Genomic DNA, 17,438 nt, shown 5'->3' on the forward strand with positions numbered 1-17,438 from the left:
CGCAGAAAAACGAATGTATGTTCGAAAAAATGCTTGGCAAACATGCCAAAACAAGTTATCATATACCTATAATGATAGAAGGAAGTGGTCGTTTTGTCAGATCGTCGTGCCGCACTTGATAACGCATTACGTCAAATTGAGAAACAGTTCGGAAAAGGCTCCATTATGAAGCTAGGAGAATCTACACATATGCAAGTTGAAACGATCTCTTCGGGTGCTCTTGCCCTTGATATCGCACTTGGAATAGGTGGATTCCCACGCGGAAGAATTATTGAAGTATACGGACCAGAGTCATCAGGTAAAACAACTGTAGCTCTACACGCAATTGCTGAAGTTCAGAGAGTAGGCGGACAAGCTGCTTTCATTGATGCTGAGCATGCGTTGGATCCTTCCTATGCAAGTAAGCTTGGTATTAATATAGATGAACTATTGCTTTCCCAACCAGATACGGGTGAGCAAGCACTTGAGATCGCGGAAGCACTTGTACGTAGTGGCGCGGTAGATATTATTGTTATCGACTCCGTTGCTGCACTAGTTCCTAAAGCGGAGATCGAAGGCGACATGGGTGATTCTCACGTAGGTCTTCAAGCACGGTTGATGTCACAAGCTCTTCGCAAGCTTTCTGGTGCAATCAATAAATCCAAAGTTATCGCTATTTTTATCAACCAATTGCGTGAAAAAGTTGGCGTTATGTTCGGTAACCCTGAGACAACTCCGGGTGGTCGTGCATTGAAGTTCTACTCTTCTGTTCGTTTGGATGTTCGTCGTATTGAAACCATCAAACAAGGAAATGACATGGTTGGTAACCGTACGAGAATTAAGGTCGTTAAGAATAAAGTAGCGCCTCCATTTAAGCAAGCTGAAGTCGATATTATGTACGGTGAAGGCATCTCACGCGAAGGTAGCATTATTGATATCGGAACTGAGCTGGATATCGTGAATAAGAGCGGCGCTTGGTATTCATATGAAGGTGAGCGTCTTGGTCAAGGTCGCGAGAACGCAAAGCAATTCTTGAAAGATAACAAAGCGATCTCTGAAACGATTGAACTAAGAATTAGAGAAAACAGCAACTTGATTAAAGTGGTTGGTCCAAATGCGGATGATGATGAAGATGAGTTGGAAACAGCTTTCGAATAGGATTGTAAGATAGGATGAAAGAAGCACCTTAACCTTGTGTTGGGGTGCTTTTTCTCCATTATTGGGGGTTTGTAGATGAATCACGAAGAAGAACAATCGCAGGTAATAACCAAGGTGGAAAAACAAAAACAAGGAAGACATCGCTTTAACATTTATTTAAATGAAGAGTACGCTTTTTCAGTACATGAGGATATTCTGATCAAACATCGTCTAAATAAAGGCGAATCCTTATATCAACAAGCGATTGAAGCGATTATCTTGGATGAAGAGCGAAATTTGGCCTATGTGAAGGCACTGCATATGGTTGGAAGACGTCCTCATTCTCTATCAGAGGTGAAACGTAAACTGAAAGAGAAGGGATTTGAAGCTCCAATCATAGATTGGGCGAGTGAGAAGCTGATTGAGAACAAGTACGTCAATGATGAAGAATTCGCGAAGATGTGGACAGACAATCGTGTGATTTCTCAACGCAAAGGGCGTAACCTGATTCGACAAGAACTTCAACAAAAAGGGATTCATCAAGATGTGGTTAAAAGTACCATGGAGTCCATAAATCCAGAAGATGAATATGCGGGAGCAATTAAAATAGCCAGAACGAAATGGAAGCAAACGTCAGGAAAACTGATGGATAGAAAGCGTAAGACTGCGGCATTTCTAATGCGAAGAGGTTATACAGGGTCAATTGTTACTAAGGTTTTGGGATTGATCAGCAATGAAACCGATGATGAGGAAATGGATTATAGTGGAGATGAGTTTGATGATAATTAATGACATTAATTAATTTTATATTATTTAATGACATTAATTATATCCTCGTGAATATTGGGCCTAATTAATCATCTCTTGGACATTCGCTTGACAAGCTTCTTCGACAAAAGATAAAATAACAGTGTATATTTTCATAATGTATTCAAAATCATACTAAATTCATTGATTTTGAGAGGGCAGATGTAAAAACCGCCAATTTTTACACTGTTGATTATGGATTATTAGCACTATAGTGCCCTAACGCACTGTGCGCATTCATTTAAAAGCCATACTCTACATTGTTAAGGGTATGTATGACTAGTCAAACAATTAAATCGGATTAAAAAACCGAAGGTACCCCAGGCTAACACCTTGGAGAAACCAACGAGGAGGTGAACAAGATGACTGCCATCTGGATCGCGATCATTCTCGTTGTTGGAGCTGCATGCTTAGGGATTGGTTATTTTATCCGTAAATCTCTTGCAGAAGCGAAAATTTCCAGTGCTGAAACAGCCGCTGAGCAGATTAGAGAATCTGCCAAAAAGGAAGCAGAAGCACTGAAAAAAGAAACGGTTCTGGAAGCAAAGGACGAAGTGCACAAGCTTAGGTCCGAAGCTGAAAAAGACATTCGTGAGCGTCGGAATGAAATTCAACGACAAGAAAGACGATTGTTGCAAAAAGAGGAATCGCTGGATAAAAAATTAGAATCTCTCGAGCGTAAAGAAGAGTTAGTAGCCAACAAAGAGAAGCGTATCGAAGATACACAAACACAGATTGATCAGCTTTATAAGAGCCAAGTTTCAGAATTGGAACGAATTTCTGGTCTTACGATGGAAGAAGCTAAGAGCATCATCCTTACTAATGTAGAGCAAGAAGTTCGCCATGAAACTGCGCAGCTTATCAAAGAGATCGAACAACAAGCCAAAGAAGAAGGCGATAAGAAAGCGCGTGAGATCATCACACTTGCTATTCAGCGATGTGCGGCAGATCACGTAGCTGAAACCACGGTTTCAGTTGTCTCGTTGCCTAATGAAGAAATGAAGGGCCGCATTATTGGTCGTGAAGGTAGAAATATCCGTGCATTGGAAACATTGACAGGTATTGACCTCATTATTGATGATACGCCTGAAGCAGTAATCTTATCAGGTTTTGACCCAATCCGTCGTGAAATTGCTCGCACATCACTTGAGAAACTTGTGGCGGATGGACGTATTCATCCAGCACGTATCGAAGAGATGGTTGAGAAGTCCCGCAAAGAAGTGGACGAACGTATCCGCGAATATGGGGAGCAAGCGACGTTTGAAGTTGGGGTACACGGATTGCATCCTGACTTGATCAAAATTTTGGGGCGCCTGAAGTTCAGAACAAGTTACGGACAGAACGTGTTGAAACATTCCATGGAAGTAGCGTATCTGGCTGGATTAATGGCCGGGGAGCTCGGGGTAGACGTAACTTTGGCGAAACGTGCCGGGCTGCTTCATGACATTGGTAAAGCGTTAGACCATGAAGTTGAAGGGTCTCACGTCGAAATCGGTGTTGAGATAGGTAAGAAATACAAAGAGCATCCAATCGTTATTAATAGTATTGCTTCACATCACGGTGACGTGGAAGCAACTTCTGTTATTGCCATGCTAGTCGGTGCTGCAGACGCATTGTCAGCTGCGAGACCAGGTGCTCGTAGAGAAACGCTAGAAACGTATATCAAACGTCTTGAGAAGCTGGAAGAGATTTCAGAGTCGTTTGAAGGTGTTGAGAAATCATATGCCATTCAAGCAGGCCGTGAAGTTCGCGTTATGGTGCAGCCAGAGAAAGTGGATGACACTGAAGCGTTCCGTTTAGCCCGTGATATTACGAAGAAAATCGAGGGTGAACTCGATTATCCAGGACATATTAAGGTTACGGTCATTCGTGAAACAAGAGCAGTTGAATACGCTAAATAAGAACCAAATGCGAAAAGTGGCTATCATAGCCACTTTTCCTTATTTTCAAGGCCGAATGTAAACTTCAAGTGCTACTAATTAGAACATTTTCGGTCATAAAGGAGCTAGTTTCACGTTATGAAAATTGTATTTATCGGTGACATCGTAGGTTCTGTTGGAAGAAAAGCATTGAAGAATATCATGCCTAGACTTAAGCAATTACATCCACATGCTGTGTTCATTGCTAATGGGGAGAACGCGGCGGCAGGCAAGGGGATTACAGCAGCAATCGCGAAAGAAATTTATGAAATGGGCATTCAAGCGATTACGATGGGGAATCACACATGGGATCAGAAAGAAATTTTCGATTTCATTGATCGTGATGATAAAATGGTACGTCCAGCGAACTTCCCGCCAGGGACTCCCGGAAGAGGCCATACAATTATTAAAGTGAAGGATCAAGAGCTTCTAATTATTAATTTACAGGGACGAACATTCTTGCCGCCGATTGATTGTCCATTCCGTAAAGTGGATGAAATTTTGGAAGGCGATAAGAAAAAACATAAATTTGTTTTTGTCGATTTTCACGCGGAAGCAACTTCAGAGAAAATCGCGATGGGTTGGCATTTGGATGGTAGGGTTTCTGCTGTGGTTGGAACGCATACACATGTGCAAACGAATGATAACCGTGTGTTGCCTCAAGGGACGGCGTATGTGACAGATGTGGGGATGGTAGGGCCTCGTGATGGCATTCTAGGGGTAGAACGTAACGCAGTACTCCAGAAGTTCAAAACACAGCTTCCTGTTCGTTTCATTACGGATGAGGGGAAATGGCATTTCCATGCGGTAGTCATAGACTTAAATGATCAGACAGGCTTCGCCAAAGGAATTAACTTGATTCGATATGATGAAGATCAGGTATTCATGGATTAGATGAGCTTTCTGGTGTAATCAGTAATCAGTAATCAGTAATAATGGGATGAGTTAGCATGTTTAGTCAACCTTGCGAATATGATGGGTATTGGAAGCTATCCATCATTTCCGAGGAGGTACTATTCATGGATGTGTTAAAAGTTTCAGCAAAATCCAATCCAAACTCCGTAGCAGGTGCATTGGCAGGCGTATTGCGTGAGCGTGGAGCCGCTGAGCTTCAAGCGATAGGTGCAGGTGCGTTGAACCAAGCCATCAAAGCAGTAGCTATCGCAAGAGGATTTGTGGCGCCTAGTGGAGTCGACTTAATATGTGTACCAGCCTTCACGGATATCGTTATTGATGGGGAGGACCGGACAGCTATTAAATTGATTGTCGAGCCTCGGTAGAAGGCAAAGCAAAGTATAAGATTTGACTTTCATGACTAACAGTAAGTTAAAACGAAATGTTATCACATTGCCTAAGAAACCTCTGTATAGAGGTTTTTGTGCTGTTTAGACACCTAATTTCGATGTCGAGAGGCGGTTATGAGATGAAAATTGTAGACGGACATTGTGACGCATTAACGAAGCTGTATATGAACGATAAGTTGGATTTCAATCAGGATGTGCTAGAACTCGATGTAAGCTTTCCTAAGCTCCAGCAAGCAGGGGTTAAGGTACAATATTTCGCAATCTATCTGTCTGATTCCATCTCTAATCCAAGCTTTGAGCATATTTTGCAAATGGTTGATGTTTTCCACCGGAAAATCATAAGTCATCCACAAATGAGGTTTATTCAATCGGCTTCGGACTGGGTTGCGTTGGAGCAGACTCAGCAGGTTGGGGCTATTTTGACGTTAGAAGGGTTGGATGCGCTCGCGGGAAATTTAACACATTTACGGATTCTCGCGCATTTAGGTGTACGCTGCGCTGGGCTGACGTGGAACTACGCGAATTGGGCTGCGGACGGAGTCATGGAGCCGAGAAAAGGCGGGTTTACAAAAAAAGGGAAGCTGATGTTAAAAGAAATCGAAACTATGGGTATAATAGTCGATGTGTCCCATCTTTCCGTTGCAGCCTTCTGGGAACTCGTTGAAGTTTACAAAAAACCATTCATAGCATCGCACTCCAATGCTTATCACATCTGCCCCCATCCAAGAAATTTATCAGATGATCAAATTAAAGCTATCATACGATGTAATGGATTGATGGGAATTACGTTTGTTCCATACTTTCTGGATAACTCGAATACGACGGTTCAGATACCATCGATCCTGAAACACATTGATCATATCTGTGCATTAGGTGGAGAGTCCCAAATTGGTTTTGGTTCGGATTTTGATGGGATCGAGCAGTGGGTGAAAGATTTAAGACATGTTGGACAATACGGAAATATTATAGAAGCTTTGTGTAAAAACTATACGGAGTCGCAAGTAGAGGCATTTTTGTATGGGAATTGGCGCAATTTCATGTTGGTGAACCTTCCGCAATGATAGAAAGGAATCGATCTAATATTGATATGGATACAATCTAAAAACTCTATCTTTTAGAAACGATGAAACCTCTTGCAATTTACTCTTTAAAGGCATAGAATTTGGATGACAAGTGAAAGAATTTTTTTATTGCAGCATCTTAAAATACTAAACAATAAGCTTATCAAATTTTCTTCATGCAGCTACAATCAAAAGGAGTGGACGTACGGTGATTAGTCAGTTATCTTGGAAAATCGGAGGTCAGCAGGGTGAAGGGGTCGAAAGTACAGACCGCATTTTCTCTACTGCATTGAACCGTCTCGGTTACTATTTGTATGGGTACCGTCATTTCTCTTCACGGATTAAGGGGGGGCATACAAATAACAAGATTCGCATCAGCACCAAGCCGATTCGCGCAATTTCAGACGACTTAGATATTCTTGTTGCTTTTGACCAAGAAAGTATCGATTTCAACGCACACGAACTTCGCGACAATGGTGTTATTGTTGCGGATGCTAAATTTAACCCTGTTTTACCAGAAGGCATTAAAGCTAGATTGTTCCCAGTACCGATCACTGCGATCGCTGAGGAATTAGGAACTTCCCTATTTAAGAACATGGCCGCGTCAGGCGCTTCATGGGCTCTACTTGGCTTGCCGATTGACGTGTTTAATAAAGCAGTTGAAGAAGAATTTGGACGTAAAGGCGCAGCGGTTGTTGAGAAGAACATCGAGGCAGTTCGTAAAGGTGCAGAATCCGTACTTGAACTTGCTGGCGGACCTATCGCTGACTTCCAACTTGAGCCTGCTGATGGACAACAAAAATTGTTCATGATCGGTAATGATGCAATCGCTCTTGGAGCTGTTGCTGCAGGTTGCCGCTTCATGCCGGCTTATCCAATCACACCAGCGTCTGAAGTAATGGAATACTTGCAAAAAGTACTTCCTAAATTGGGTGGAACTGTTATTCAAACGGAAGATGAAATTGCAGCATGTACAATGGCAATCGGCGCTAACTACGCAGGTGCTCGTGCTCTTACAGCTTCTGCAGGTCCTGGTTTGTCCTTGATGATGGAAGCAATCGGTCTTGCAGGTATGACAGAAACGCCAGTTGTTATCGTTGATACGCAACGTGGTGGTCCAAGTACAGGACTTCCAACGAAGCAAGAACAATCCGATTTGAACGCAATGGTTTACGGAACACACGGAGAAATCCCGAAAATCGTACTATCCCCAAGCACGATCGAAGAGTGCTTCTACGATACAATTGAAGCCTTCAACCTTGCTGAGAAATATCAAGTACCAGTAATTCTTATGACAGATCTTCAGCTTTCCCTTGGTAAACAATCTGCAGAAATGCTGGATTACAACCGCATCGTTATTGACCGCGGCGCACTCGTATCAGAAGCTCCTGAACAAGAACCTAATCAATTGTTTAAACGGTATGAGTTCACTGAAAACGGTGTTTCACCACGTGTCATTCCAGGCGTTAAGCATGGTATTCACCATGTAACAGGTGTAGAGCATGACCAAACAGGTCGTCCTTCGGAAAGCACTGAAAACCGTCAACGTATGATGGATAAGCGTCTTGAGAAGTTGAAACACATTCAAGTGACAGACGCGATCAAATTCGATGCGCCTCATGAAAATCCTGACCTTCTTATTATTGGTATGGGTTCAACTGGTGGAACAATCGATGAAGCTAGACGTCGTGTTGAATTGGAAGGCATCAAAACCAACCATGCTACAGTTCGTTTGATTCACCCGTTCCCAGCAGATCAACTAAGACCGCTTGTTGAAAAAGCGAAAACAGTTATCGTTGTTGAAAACAACGCTACTGGTCAATTAGCAGATCAAATCAAACTTCATGTTGGTCATGCAGATAAAATCAAAAACGTTCTTAAATATAACGGTAACCCATTCTTGCCAGCAGAAATTGAACAAAAATGTAAGGAGTTGACTTTAGCATGGCAACATTAAAAGACTTTCGTAACAATGTAAAGCCTAACTGGTGTCCTGGATGTGGAGATTTCTCCGTACAAGCAGCAATTCAACGTGCTTCAGCAAACGTTGGATTGGAGCCAGAAAACTTAGCAATCGTTTCAGGTATCGGATGTTCTGGACGTATCTCTGGATACATCAATGCATACGGATTCCACGGTATTCACGGAAGATCCCTGCCTATCGCACAAGGCGTGAAAATGGCTAACCGCGATTTGACAGTTATTGCTTCCGGTGGAGACGGAGACGGCTTTGCAATTGGTATGGGGCACACTGTTCATGCTATTCGTCGTAACATTGACGTTACTTACATTGTAATGGATAACCAAATCTACGGTTTGACGAAAGGTCAAGCATCCCCACGTAGTGCGGAAGGTTTCAAAACGAAAAGTGTACCTTCAGGTACAATTGAGTCAGCAATCTCACCATTAGAAATCGCAATGGCTGCTGGTGCTTCTTTCGTAGCACAATCATTCTCCAGTAACTTGAAACAGTTAACAGCTGTTATTGAAGCTGGTTTGAACCACAAAGGTTTCTCCTTGATCAACGTATTCAGCCCATGTGTTACTTTCAATAAAGTAAACACGTATGACTGGTTCAAAGAGAATATCGTAGATTTGGATGAAATTCCAGACTATGATTACACAAACCGTGTGATGGCGATGACGAAGATCATGGAAACAAACTCCATGTTGACGGGTATCATCTACCAAAACAAAGATAAAAAGAGCTATGAAGATTCCATTCCTAGCTTTGCTAAAGAAGGTCTTAGCAAACAAGACCTTAAGCTTTCCGAAGCTGACTTCAGCAAAATGCTTACTGAGTTCAAATAAGCAATTTCCTACGAAGGCATACGGTGAAATTCCGTATGCCTTTTTTGATGAGCGGTAATACTGACAAATATGATCTATATGAGAGGAAGATTCCCACCATGCCCATGGTCCCAATCGGTGTTTCAGCAAGGCATATCCACCTTTCCCAGTCTGATTTGGTTACATTATTCGGTGATGAGTATGAGCTATCTATATTCAAAGACCTTTCACAGCCAGGACAATTCGCGGCACAGGAGACGGTTGCCATTGTAGGGCCAAAGGGTCAATTTGATAAAGTTCGGATATTAGGTCCGATACGACCACAAACACAAATCGAGGTTTCGCGAACAGATGCCTTCTCATTAGGGATCCATCCACCAGTACGTGAATCAGGTCAAATTCAAGATACACCTGGATTACGTGTGATTGGACCAAAAGGGGAAGTTACCTTAGAAAAAGGCGTCATCGTTGCAGCGAGACATATTCATTTCCATACCTCTGATGCAAATCAATGGGGGATACAAGATAAACAACGTCTTCGAGTTCTATTACGTGGAGAACGCCCTTTAATTTTTGAAGATGTGATTGCGCGTGTATCTGACCAATTTGCTTTGGACATGCATATTGATACGGATGAAGGAAATGCTGCAGGTGTTAAAACGGGAGACGAAGCGGAACTTCTTCTCTAAAGTTAATGTCATTAATTATTTAACGGGCTAATTGTGCAAATAAAAACATCCTTTACTCGGACATGTAAAGGATGTTTTTATTTGCATCTTTTGCATGAAAATTACGTGAAGATGTAACTTTTGCATATTTTCGAGTACATTCGACATAAACATATAGAGGCTCCATGTAAATCATGGTAAAATAGTTTTCAATAGATACATATTTAAATGTATGGATAGGCAAATATATCTGAACCAGTGACTCCTTTGGTTTGTAACTATCAATGCCTCTAAAGTTAGGAGACATCATTGTGGAAACTATTTCAAGTACTTATCACATCCCACTCGTCGGCTTTTCAATCCTCATTGCCATCATTGCTTCATTTGCAGCATTGGATCTTGGCATTCGAATCCATAAGGCCAAAGGTTCAGCAAGGCAAGCCTGGTTAGCTGGCGGCGCATTTGCAATGGGGATGGGCATTTGGTCGATGCATTTTGTCGCTATGCTGGCCTTTCATTTAAATATATCCGTCACTTACCAATTATCTACGGTGTTTTATTCAATTATCCCAGCGCTGCTGGCATCGTGGTTAGCCTTACATATCATCAGTCGACCTGTCATGCGGAAGCCTCATGTTTTTATTGGAGCTACATTTATTGCCACTGGGATTGTTTCCATGCATTACATCGGTATGGAAGCGATGGTGATGGGTGCAACCATTGTATATAACCCTTTTCTATGGGCTCTTTCTGCCATCATTGCCTATGTTGTTTCATTAGTAGCACTCCTGCTGTTATTCTCCATAAAGCAGAACGCGACCTCACCTCGTATTTTGTTACGTAAGCTAGTCAGCTCGTTAATTATGGGGATTGCCATATGCGGGATGCACTATACGGGTATGGCAGCTGCAACCTTTAAGCACGATCATGCAAACATGGTTTCAGAGCTTACATTTGACACGTCATTATTAGCATACTTGATTGGTTTTGGTGTTTTATTCATTTTAGGATTAGCGTTCATTAGCACCTTCATCGATAGACGATTTGAATCGCAATTGTTGATGTCAGAGAAAAGATTTCGATCCGTCATAGAATCAGCTCATGATGCTATTATTTTAACAGATAACAAAGGGACTATTATCACTTGGAATAAAGGTGCTCAGCTCATTTTTGGATACGAAGAACAGGAGCTAATCGGTGAAAAATTACATATTATTTTCCCTGATCGCTATTTAGCAACTCATCAAGAACGTTTTGAAGTTCTCCTTACCACTGAGGAAGCGAATGAGCTAGGCAAAATGCATGAATTACAAGGATTAAGAAAAGATCAAAGCGAGTTACCTGTCGAACTTTCGATCGCAGTTTGGAAAGAAGAAGGAAACACATATTTTAGCTGCATTATACGAGATATCTCCGAGCGCAAGCGGGCTGAAGAAAAGATCAATCAGATGGTATATCGCGATCCGTTAACAGGTCTACCAAATAGGCTCTTATTGAATGATCGCCTCGAGCTCGCTCTTGTTCAAGCCCATGAAAACCAACAAAGCATCGGGATCATGTTTATTGATCTGGATCGTTTTAAATATATTAATGACACGCTTGGTCATGCGATGGGCGATAAACTACTGATAGAGGTTGCGAGTCGATTCGAAGCTAGCATTGGGAAAGGCGACACGGTTTCTCGGCAAGGCGGCGATGAATTTATCGTATTATGGACGCATACCAACGCTGATGAGATGATAAAAAATGCTCAAAAAATTGTTCGTATATTCTCACGGTCTTTTACCATTCTTGAACACGAGCTATTTGTGACACCTTCGATTGGAATCAGTCTTTATCCATCCGACGGTGGGGATATTGAGACATTAATTAAGAATGCAGACACTGCGATGTATCGTGTGAAAGAACATGGTAAAAATAATTTTCAGTTTTATACACCGGAGATGAACGAAGCGGTAACCAAAAAAATGCAGATGGAAATTGGACTGCGTAAAGCTTTGGAGCGAAATGAATTTATAGTTTATTATCAGCCGCAGATTGATGTGAATTCAGGTAAGGTTATCGGTGTAGAAGCACTTATTCGTTGGCATCACCCGGAGTGGGGTCAAATTCCTCCTGCTGATTTCATCCCTTTAGCTGAAGAAACAGGCTTAATTATACCCATCGGAGAGTGGGTTCTGAATGAAGCATGCCGTCAAAATAAAGAATGGCAGAATCAAGGCTATGAGCCATTTCGAATGGCAGTTAATATTTCTTCAAGGCAATTCAAGCAGAATAATCTAATAGAAACGGTTAGCCACGCATTGAAAGAGTCCGGGCTAGATTCTCAATACCTTGAACTTGAGCTAACGGAAAGTATAATCCAAGATTCGAAGTACGCGATTGAGACCATGCATAAGCTAAAAACGATGGGTATCTTTTTATCGATCGACGATTTTGGAACAGGCTACTCATCTTTAAATTATTTGAAGCTTTTTCCTATCGACAGTTTAAAAATTGATCAATCTTTTACTCGGAATATGTTTGAGGATGCCAAGGATGCTGCACTTGTACATACGATTATTTCAATGGCTCATAATTTAGATTTGAAGGTTATTGCAGAAGGCGTGGAGACGGAGGAACAGCTTCAGTTCTTATTACAAAAGGAATGTAATGAAGCACAAGGCTACTTGTTTAGCCGCCCAATTCCTGCACAAGAAATGACGGGTCTTATCAAACGGCAATACACGTATGGTTAAAAATGATTTCAGAGCCTTCTCTTAGGAGAAGGTTTTTTTGTCCTCATTGTGTTGAAGATGCTAATATGGATATACAGGTATCATTTGTGCTATAATTTGATATTGGGTTAATACAAGTTAGAGCTATATTTATAGATAAAGGGAAGTGAATTCATCATGTCGAAGGAGAACCAAAATACATCGGACTTAAAATCCGACAAGGTTAAGGATTACTCCAAATACTTTGACTTCTCGGATGCGAAAGTGTTAAGCCAAGAAGAGGGCAAAACGACTTATCGAATTAAAGGTAGGAATATCCAAATTAATTCTGCACCCAACTATAAGGATGAGAAGCAACGTGGTAAAGAGGACATTCAGGTTCATTACGATTTTGCCATTCCGGAAGATATGCAGCAATTTGGTAAGGACAAACATTATTTAATCACAACTTATGGTTGTCAAATGAACGAGCACGATACCGAAGTCATGAAGGGTCTTTTCGAGCAGATGGGTTATACAGCCACGGAAGACAAACAGATCGCAGATGTCATTTTACTGAATACATGTGCAATCCGTGAGAATGCCGAAGATAAAGTGTTCGGTGAGCTTGGTCATTTGAAGACCTTGAAAGCACAAAAGCCAGGACTTATTCTTGGTGTATGCGGATGTATGTCGCAGGAAGAATCCGTTGTCAATCGCATTATGCAAAAGCATGCGTTTGTCGATATGATATTCGGAACGCATAATATTCATCGCTTGCCAAGCCTTTTGAAGGATGCCTTTTTCAACAAAGAAATGGTTGTGGAGGTATGGTCAAAGGAAGGCGATATCGTAGAAAATCTCCCCAAAAAACGGGAAGGTATCCGTGCTTGGGTTAACATTATGTACGGCTGCGATAAGTTCTGTACCTACTGTATCGTTCCATATACACGTGGGAAAGAGCGAAGCCGTAGACCCCAGGACGTTTTGGCTGAAGTCAGAGACTTGGCTCGTCAAGGCTTTCAGGAAATTACGCTACTTGGACAGAATGTCAATGCCTACGGCAAAGACTTTGAAGATATAACGTACACGTTCGCTGATTTGATGGACGATATACGTAAAATTGATGTTCCACGTATTCGATTCACAACTTCGCATCCGCGAGATTTCGATGACCGCTTGATCGAGGTATTAGGCAAACGTGGTAATCTCGTTGAGCACATCCATTTGCCAGTGCAAGCTGGTAATACAGAAGTCTTAAAACGGATGAGCCGAAAGTATTCGAGAGATCATTATTTGCAGCTTGCGAGTAAAATCAAGGCGACAATGCCTGACGTTGTGTTGACAACGGATATTATCGTTGGTTTCCCAGGCGAGACGGATGAGCAATTCGAGGATACGATGACGCTGTACGAGGAAGTTGGGTTTGATTTTGCTTTTACTTTCATTTATTCACCAAGAGTAGGTACGCCTGCTGCTGAGATGGAGGATAATGTTCCGATGGAAGTGAAGAAGCAGCGTCTATATCGACTGAATGAGCTGGTTAATAAGCTAAGTAAAGACAGCAATGAGCGCTTATTACATCAAACCGTCGAAGTGTTGGTTGAAGGTGAAAGTAAGAACAATACGGATGTGCTTGCCGGCCGTACGCGGACGAATAAACTCATCCACTTCACAGGAGACCCATCCTTAATTGGCCAAATGGTTAATGTTAAAGTCACACATGCACAAACGTGGATTTTGAAAGGCGAGATCGTACCCAAGCCTCTTCAAATGTCCGTATAAATTATGAACTGGATAAATAGGAGCGTGTTTAGAAATGTCCCAATGTGATCATGCACATGATGATAACCTGCCTCATGCATTCAAAGTAGAGGAATTTACGAATACAGAAATGATCGTTCGCCAAGATATTTTGGCGAAAGCAAAGGAGTTAGCTAATTTGCTAACCACTTCCAATGAAGTTCAGTTCTATCAAAAAGCTGAAAAGCAAATTGCAACGAATCCCGATATTCAATCCCTTATTAGTGCTATTAAGAAAAAGCAAAAAGAGATTGTCGCTTTTGAAACGTTCCAGAACAAGAAAATGGTGGAAAAAATCGAGAATGAAATCGAAGTTCTCCAGGATGAGTTAGATGGAATTCCGATCGTTAACGAGTTCAAGCAAACGCAAGAAGATATCAACTATTTGCTACAATTAGTTATGTCGGTAGTCAGAGATACAATTTCGGATAAAATTAATGTTGAAGCAGGCGCGGCAGAAGCACCGACTTCTTGCGATTAAGGTTATCTTGTAAAAGAGAAGGAAATCGCCCTCAACGAGCAGAGTAGGCTTGATTTGAGTGGCGATTTTTTCCGAAATATAAGCATTTATATGGACTTACGTGAAGGAGAGTTGTCATGCTGACAGTTCGAAATTTAAGTAAAGTATTTCCTCCGGACAATCAGGTACTATCGCAAATAAGCTTTCAGGTAGATGCAGGAGAATTTATCGCGGTGATCGGCAGCAGTGGAAGCGGGAAAACTACGCTGCTTAAATGTATTAGTCATCAAGAGAAATGGACAAGCGGTCAGCTCATTTATAACTCGAATGATATTACGAAGCCAGGTGCTTGGGATCGATTTAAATTAGGGAAGGATTTCGCTTACTTGGAAGAGAAGCCTTTTCTAAATCGGAATAAAAGCGCTGTCAAAAATGTGTTGATGGGCAGAGTGTATCAAGCCCCACTACGTATTCTTACAGGCATGACGTCCAGAAATGAACATGTGGATAGTATGGATTTCCTAGAAAAGGTTGGCCTTTTGGATAAAGGGGATAAAAAGGTTGGTCAGCTTAGCGGTGGCGAACAGCAACGTGTCGCGATTGCCAAAGCTTTGATTCTTGGACCTAAGGTACTCGTCGCAGATGAGCCTGTTTCTGGCCTTGATCCTAAGTCTACAGAGTACATCCTGCAAGATTTGAAGTCCTTGTGTAAAGAACGCAACATGAGTGTCATCGCAACTCTGCATAAGGTTGAACTAGCTGAGCGTTTCGCAACACGTATTTGGGGTGTGTCGGAAGGCCGTATTGTATTGGATATTCCAGCTCGACCGCTCACTTTAAATGAAAAGATGCTTGTTTTTGGTCAAATATGATTAGGGTCTTATTCGTCTGCTTAGGTAATATTTGTCGTTCCCCCATGGCGGAAGCTGTGTTTCGTCATCAAGTCAAGGAAGCGGGTCTCGAAGGTGTCATTGCCATTGATTCGGCAGGCACAGGGGATTGGCATATCGGTCATCCACCTCATCAAGGTACTAGGGACATTCTTGACCGTTATCGAATTGGTCATGAAGGCCTAAAGGCCAGACAAGTAAGGCCGGATGATTTCACCCAATTTACTTATATCATTGCGATGGATGAAAGTAATATTGTGAATCTAGCCACATTTTCTCCTGAATTAGCGGGAGATGAGAAGAGAGCATCGATTCATAAATTGTTGGATTTCTCAGGTAATCAGGAGCATACCGACGTGCCTGATCCGTATTATACCGGGAAGTTTCAAGAAGTGTTTGAGATGGTTGAGGAAAGCTGCAGCCGATTACTCGCATTTATCGTTGAGAAGGAAAAATTAGCTACATAATTCATTAGAAATTAATAAAAGCAAGCTAGAAAAGAGTAGTCTCTTGTCTAGCTTGCTTTTTTGGTATGTTTACTTTTGTTGGAAAATGATGGAGCATTGCGTGCCGCGATTGAGGCTGCTTGAAAATGTAATTTTGCCGTTCATTTTCTTAATTAGACTCATCACAACAACAAGCCCAAGCCCAGTGCCATGTTCTTTGGTTGTATAGAAGGGTCTACCCAAGGAATTCAATTGTTTATTCGTCATTCCTACACCCGTGTCCGTGATCGAGATCTGAACCGCACTAGGATGCTTCCAGGTGCGTAAGGATAACCTTCCGCCATTAGGCATAGACTCAATCGCATTCTTGATCAGATTAAGTAAGCATTGGCGCAGTTTTTGGGATTCACCAAGAATATAAAGGGGAGCTTCACATTCATGTGAAATATCGATTGCAACTTGAAAATCTAAGGCATACGGTGTAATAAAGCGAACGGTATGATCTAATTCCTCTTTAATATCAAGATGTTCTTTCAAGTCGAGTGATGGCTTCGCATAGTTTAGGAAATCGGTCAGAATGTTAATTGATTGGTCTACACCGGATAATGCAAGATCGACATAACGACTACGATCCGAACTCGACAAATCTGCTTTCAGCAGTAATTGTAGAAAACCGCGTGTTGAGGTAAGCGGATTTCGGATCTCATGTGAGATCGTTGCGGATAATTCAGCAAGCATGCGATTTTTCTCTAAATGAGCAATTTGCGTTCTCTGTATTTCATATTTGTTAATATAAAAAAGTAATGAGATCATGATCCATAGTGAGATGAAGGCAAAGCATACAACGTACCCTGTATATAAGGAAATTGGCGCTAAGACATAAGGGGCAAGCGGAGCATACAATAGTTCATATACGATGAGTATGCCAGTTGCATAAGCAAGTTTTATCCGCAAAGATACGAGAGCTATGCGATTTCGAATTAGAAAGCCGAAAATAAGCAGGAAGGTGCTGCTTAGCAAGGCTGGTTCCCAGTAATAGTGAAGAACGAACATACAACCGAAATTGAAAATGAGCCATGTCATGATGGATGGCACAATGCCAACGCTTAACGTCACGAAGAGTAAACAGACAGGCACTAATTGAAGTGAGTAAATCAGAGGGTCGATGTCCGCAAAGTTCCAGTAAAGTAGTAAGAAGACACTTAGAATCAACGAGAAAAAGAAATTCAAATGCAGTTCTTTATGAATGAAATGTGGAGCAAGAATAAGGTGAAGCAGCACAGCACTCATGATGTAGAACAGGTTGTGCAGTTCATTGGAAACTATGAAATGAAGCAATCCTAACATCCTTTCCATAATTCGACAATTTGCTAATTATTTCTACATTATCTCACAAAAGCGATTTGAATCAAGAGAAATGGGCTTATTAGAATGCTAAAGATTTCATAAAGACTTATGGTCAAGGGCGTATAAACCAC

General features: G+C 41.7%; 15 protein-coding genes. 14 read left to right on the plus strand and 1 reads right to left on the minus strand.

The window, feature by feature from the left end; translation table 11 throughout:
- The first annotated feature begins 93 nt into the window (after positions 1 to 93).
- The 14 genes from recA (at position 94) to AC58QC_RS10710 (ending at position 15,981) form a co-directional block, all read left to right on the plus strand.
- The gene (recA, locus tag AC58QC_RS10645) at positions 94 to 1,137 is read left to right on the plus strand and encodes a recombinase RecA (protein WP_497415113.1); all 1,044 of its coding nucleotides are present in this window, start codon (positions 94 to 96) and stop codon (positions 1,135 to 1,137) included.
- 75 nt (positions 1,138 to 1,212) lie between these two features.
- The gene (locus AC58QC_RS10650; protein ID WP_497415114.1) at positions 1,213 to 1,905 is read left to right on the plus strand and encodes a regulatory protein RecX; all 693 of its coding nucleotides are present in this window, start codon (positions 1,213 to 1,215) and stop codon (positions 1,903 to 1,905) included.
- Between the two features lie 380 nt (positions 1,906 to 2,285).
- Positions 2,286 to 3,824 (plus strand): ribonuclease Y, encoded by a 1,539-nt coding sequence (gene rny / locus AC58QC_RS10655; RefSeq protein ID WP_028558347.1) that lies wholly within the window; start codon positions 2,286 to 2,288, stop codon positions 3,822 to 3,824.
- 117 nt (positions 3,825 to 3,941) lie between these two features.
- Positions 3,942 to 4,736 (plus strand): TIGR00282 family metallophosphoesterase, encoded by a 795-nt coding sequence (locus AC58QC_RS10660; protein WP_497415115.1) that lies wholly within the window; start codon positions 3,942 to 3,944, stop codon positions 4,734 to 4,736.
- A 125-nt stretch (positions 4,737 to 4,861) separates the two neighbouring features.
- Positions 4,862 to 5,122 carry a stage V sporulation protein S gene (locus tag AC58QC_RS10665; protein ID WP_028558349.1) on the plus strand — a complete coding sequence of 87 codons (261 nt, stop codon included), beginning with the start codon at positions 4,862 to 4,864 and terminating at the stop codon, positions 5,120 to 5,122.
- Positions 5,123 to 5,265: 143 nt separating this feature from the next.
- Positions 5,266 to 6,207: a dipeptidase gene (locus tag AC58QC_RS10670; RefSeq protein ID WP_497415116.1), complete on the plus strand. Its 942-nt coding sequence runs from the start codon at positions 5,266 to 5,268 to the stop codon at positions 6,205 to 6,207.
- Between the two features lie 208 nt (positions 6,208 to 6,415).
- The gene (locus AC58QC_RS10675) at positions 6,416 to 8,164 is read left to right on the plus strand and encodes a 2-oxoacid:acceptor oxidoreductase subunit alpha (RefSeq protein WP_497415117.1); all 1,749 of its coding nucleotides are present in this window, start codon (positions 6,416 to 6,418) and stop codon (positions 8,162 to 8,164) included.
- A complete protein-coding gene (locus tag AC58QC_RS10680; RefSeq protein WP_497415118.1) occupies positions 8,152 to 9,018 on the plus strand; it encodes a 2-oxoacid:ferredoxin oxidoreductase subunit beta in 867 nt (288 codons plus the stop codon). The genes AC58QC_RS10675 and AC58QC_RS10680 overlap by 13 nt, the downstream gene beginning before the upstream one ends.
- Positions 9,019 to 9,116: 98 nt before the next feature.
- A complete protein-coding gene (pduL, locus tag AC58QC_RS10685; RefSeq protein WP_497415119.1) occupies positions 9,117 to 9,686 on the plus strand; it encodes a phosphate propanoyltransferase in 570 nt (189 codons plus the stop codon).
- Positions 9,687 to 9,976: 290 nt separating this feature from the next.
- A complete protein-coding gene (locus AC58QC_RS10690; RefSeq protein ID WP_497415120.1) occupies positions 9,977 to 12,403 on the plus strand; it encodes an EAL domain-containing protein in 2,427 nt (808 codons plus the stop codon).
- Between the two features lie 156 nt (positions 12,404 to 12,559).
- Positions 12,560 to 14,146, plus strand: a complete 1,587-nt coding sequence (gene miaB, locus AC58QC_RS10695) for a tRNA (N6-isopentenyl adenosine(37)-C2)-methylthiotransferase MiaB (RefSeq protein WP_497415121.1) — start codon at positions 12,560 to 12,562, stop codon at positions 14,144 to 14,146.
- Positions 14,147 to 14,180: 34 nt separating this feature from the next.
- On the plus strand, positions 14,181 to 14,645 hold the full coding sequence (locus tag AC58QC_RS10700) for a YlbF/YmcA family competence regulator (protein WP_497415122.1): 465 nt from the start codon (positions 14,181 to 14,183) through the stop codon (positions 14,643 to 14,645).
- A gap of 116 nt (positions 14,646 to 14,761) precedes the next feature.
- On the plus strand, positions 14,762 to 15,496 hold the full coding sequence (locus AC58QC_RS10705) for a phosphonate ABC transporter ATP-binding protein (protein ID WP_497415123.1): 735 nt from the start codon (positions 14,762 to 14,764) through the stop codon (positions 15,494 to 15,496).
- The gene (locus AC58QC_RS10710) at positions 15,493 to 15,981 is read left to right on the plus strand and encodes a low molecular weight protein-tyrosine-phosphatase (RefSeq protein WP_497415124.1); all 489 of its coding nucleotides are present in this window, start codon (positions 15,493 to 15,495) and stop codon (positions 15,979 to 15,981) included. The genes AC58QC_RS10705 and AC58QC_RS10710 overlap by 4 nt, the downstream gene beginning before the upstream one ends.
- 69 nt (positions 15,982 to 16,050) lie before the next feature.
- Here AC58QC_RS10710 and AC58QC_RS10715 read toward each other — a convergent pair whose 3' ends face one another.
- Complete coding sequence (locus AC58QC_RS10715) at positions 16,051 to 17,298, minus strand: ATP-binding protein (protein ID WP_497415125.1); 1,248 nt, start codon at positions 17,296 to 17,298, stop codon at positions 16,051 to 16,053.
- Positions 17,299 to 17,438 lie beyond the last annotated feature (140 nt).

This window comes from Paenibacillus sp. J22P51 (genome assembly GCF_059692215.1).

Bases quoted from the DNA above. Each gene is read 5' to 3' on its own strand.
- AC58QC_RS10650 (WP_497415114.1), top strand. From the start codon at position 1,213: ATGAATCACGAAGAAGAACAATCGCAGGTAATAACCAAGGTGGAAAAA.
- rny (WP_028558347.1), top strand. From the start codon at position 2,286: ATGACTGCCATCTGGATCGCGATCATTCTCGTTGTTGGAGCTGCATGC.
- AC58QC_RS10660 (WP_497415115.1), top strand. From the start codon at position 3,942: ATGAAAATTGTATTTATCGGTGACATCGTAGGTTCTGTTGGAAGAAAA.
- AC58QC_RS10665 (WP_028558349.1), top strand. From the start codon at position 4,862: ATGGATGTGTTAAAAGTTTCAGCAAAATCCAATCCAAACTCCGTAGCA.
- AC58QC_RS10670 (WP_497415116.1), top strand. From the start codon at position 5,266: ATGAAAATTGTAGACGGACATTGTGACGCATTAACGAAGCTGTATATG.
- AC58QC_RS10680 (WP_497415118.1), top strand. From the start codon at position 8,152: ATGGCAACATTAAAAGACTTTCGTAACAATGTAAAGCCTAACTGGTGT.
- pduL (WP_497415119.1), top strand. From the start codon at position 9,117: ATGCCCATGGTCCCAATCGGTGTTTCAGCAAGGCATATCCACCTTTCC.
- miaB (WP_497415121.1), top strand. From the start codon at position 12,560: ATGTCGAAGGAGAACCAAAATACATCGGACTTAAAATCCGACAAGGTT.
- AC58QC_RS10700 (WP_497415122.1), top strand. From the start codon at position 14,181: ATGTCCCAATGTGATCATGCACATGATGATAACCTGCCTCATGCATTC.
- AC58QC_RS10705 (WP_497415123.1), top strand. From the start codon at position 14,762: ATGCTGACAGTTCGAAATTTAAGTAAAGTATTTCCTCCGGACAATCAG.
- AC58QC_RS10710 (WP_497415124.1), top strand. From the start codon at position 15,493: ATGATTAGGGTCTTATTCGTCTGCTTAGGTAATATTTGTCGTTCCCCC.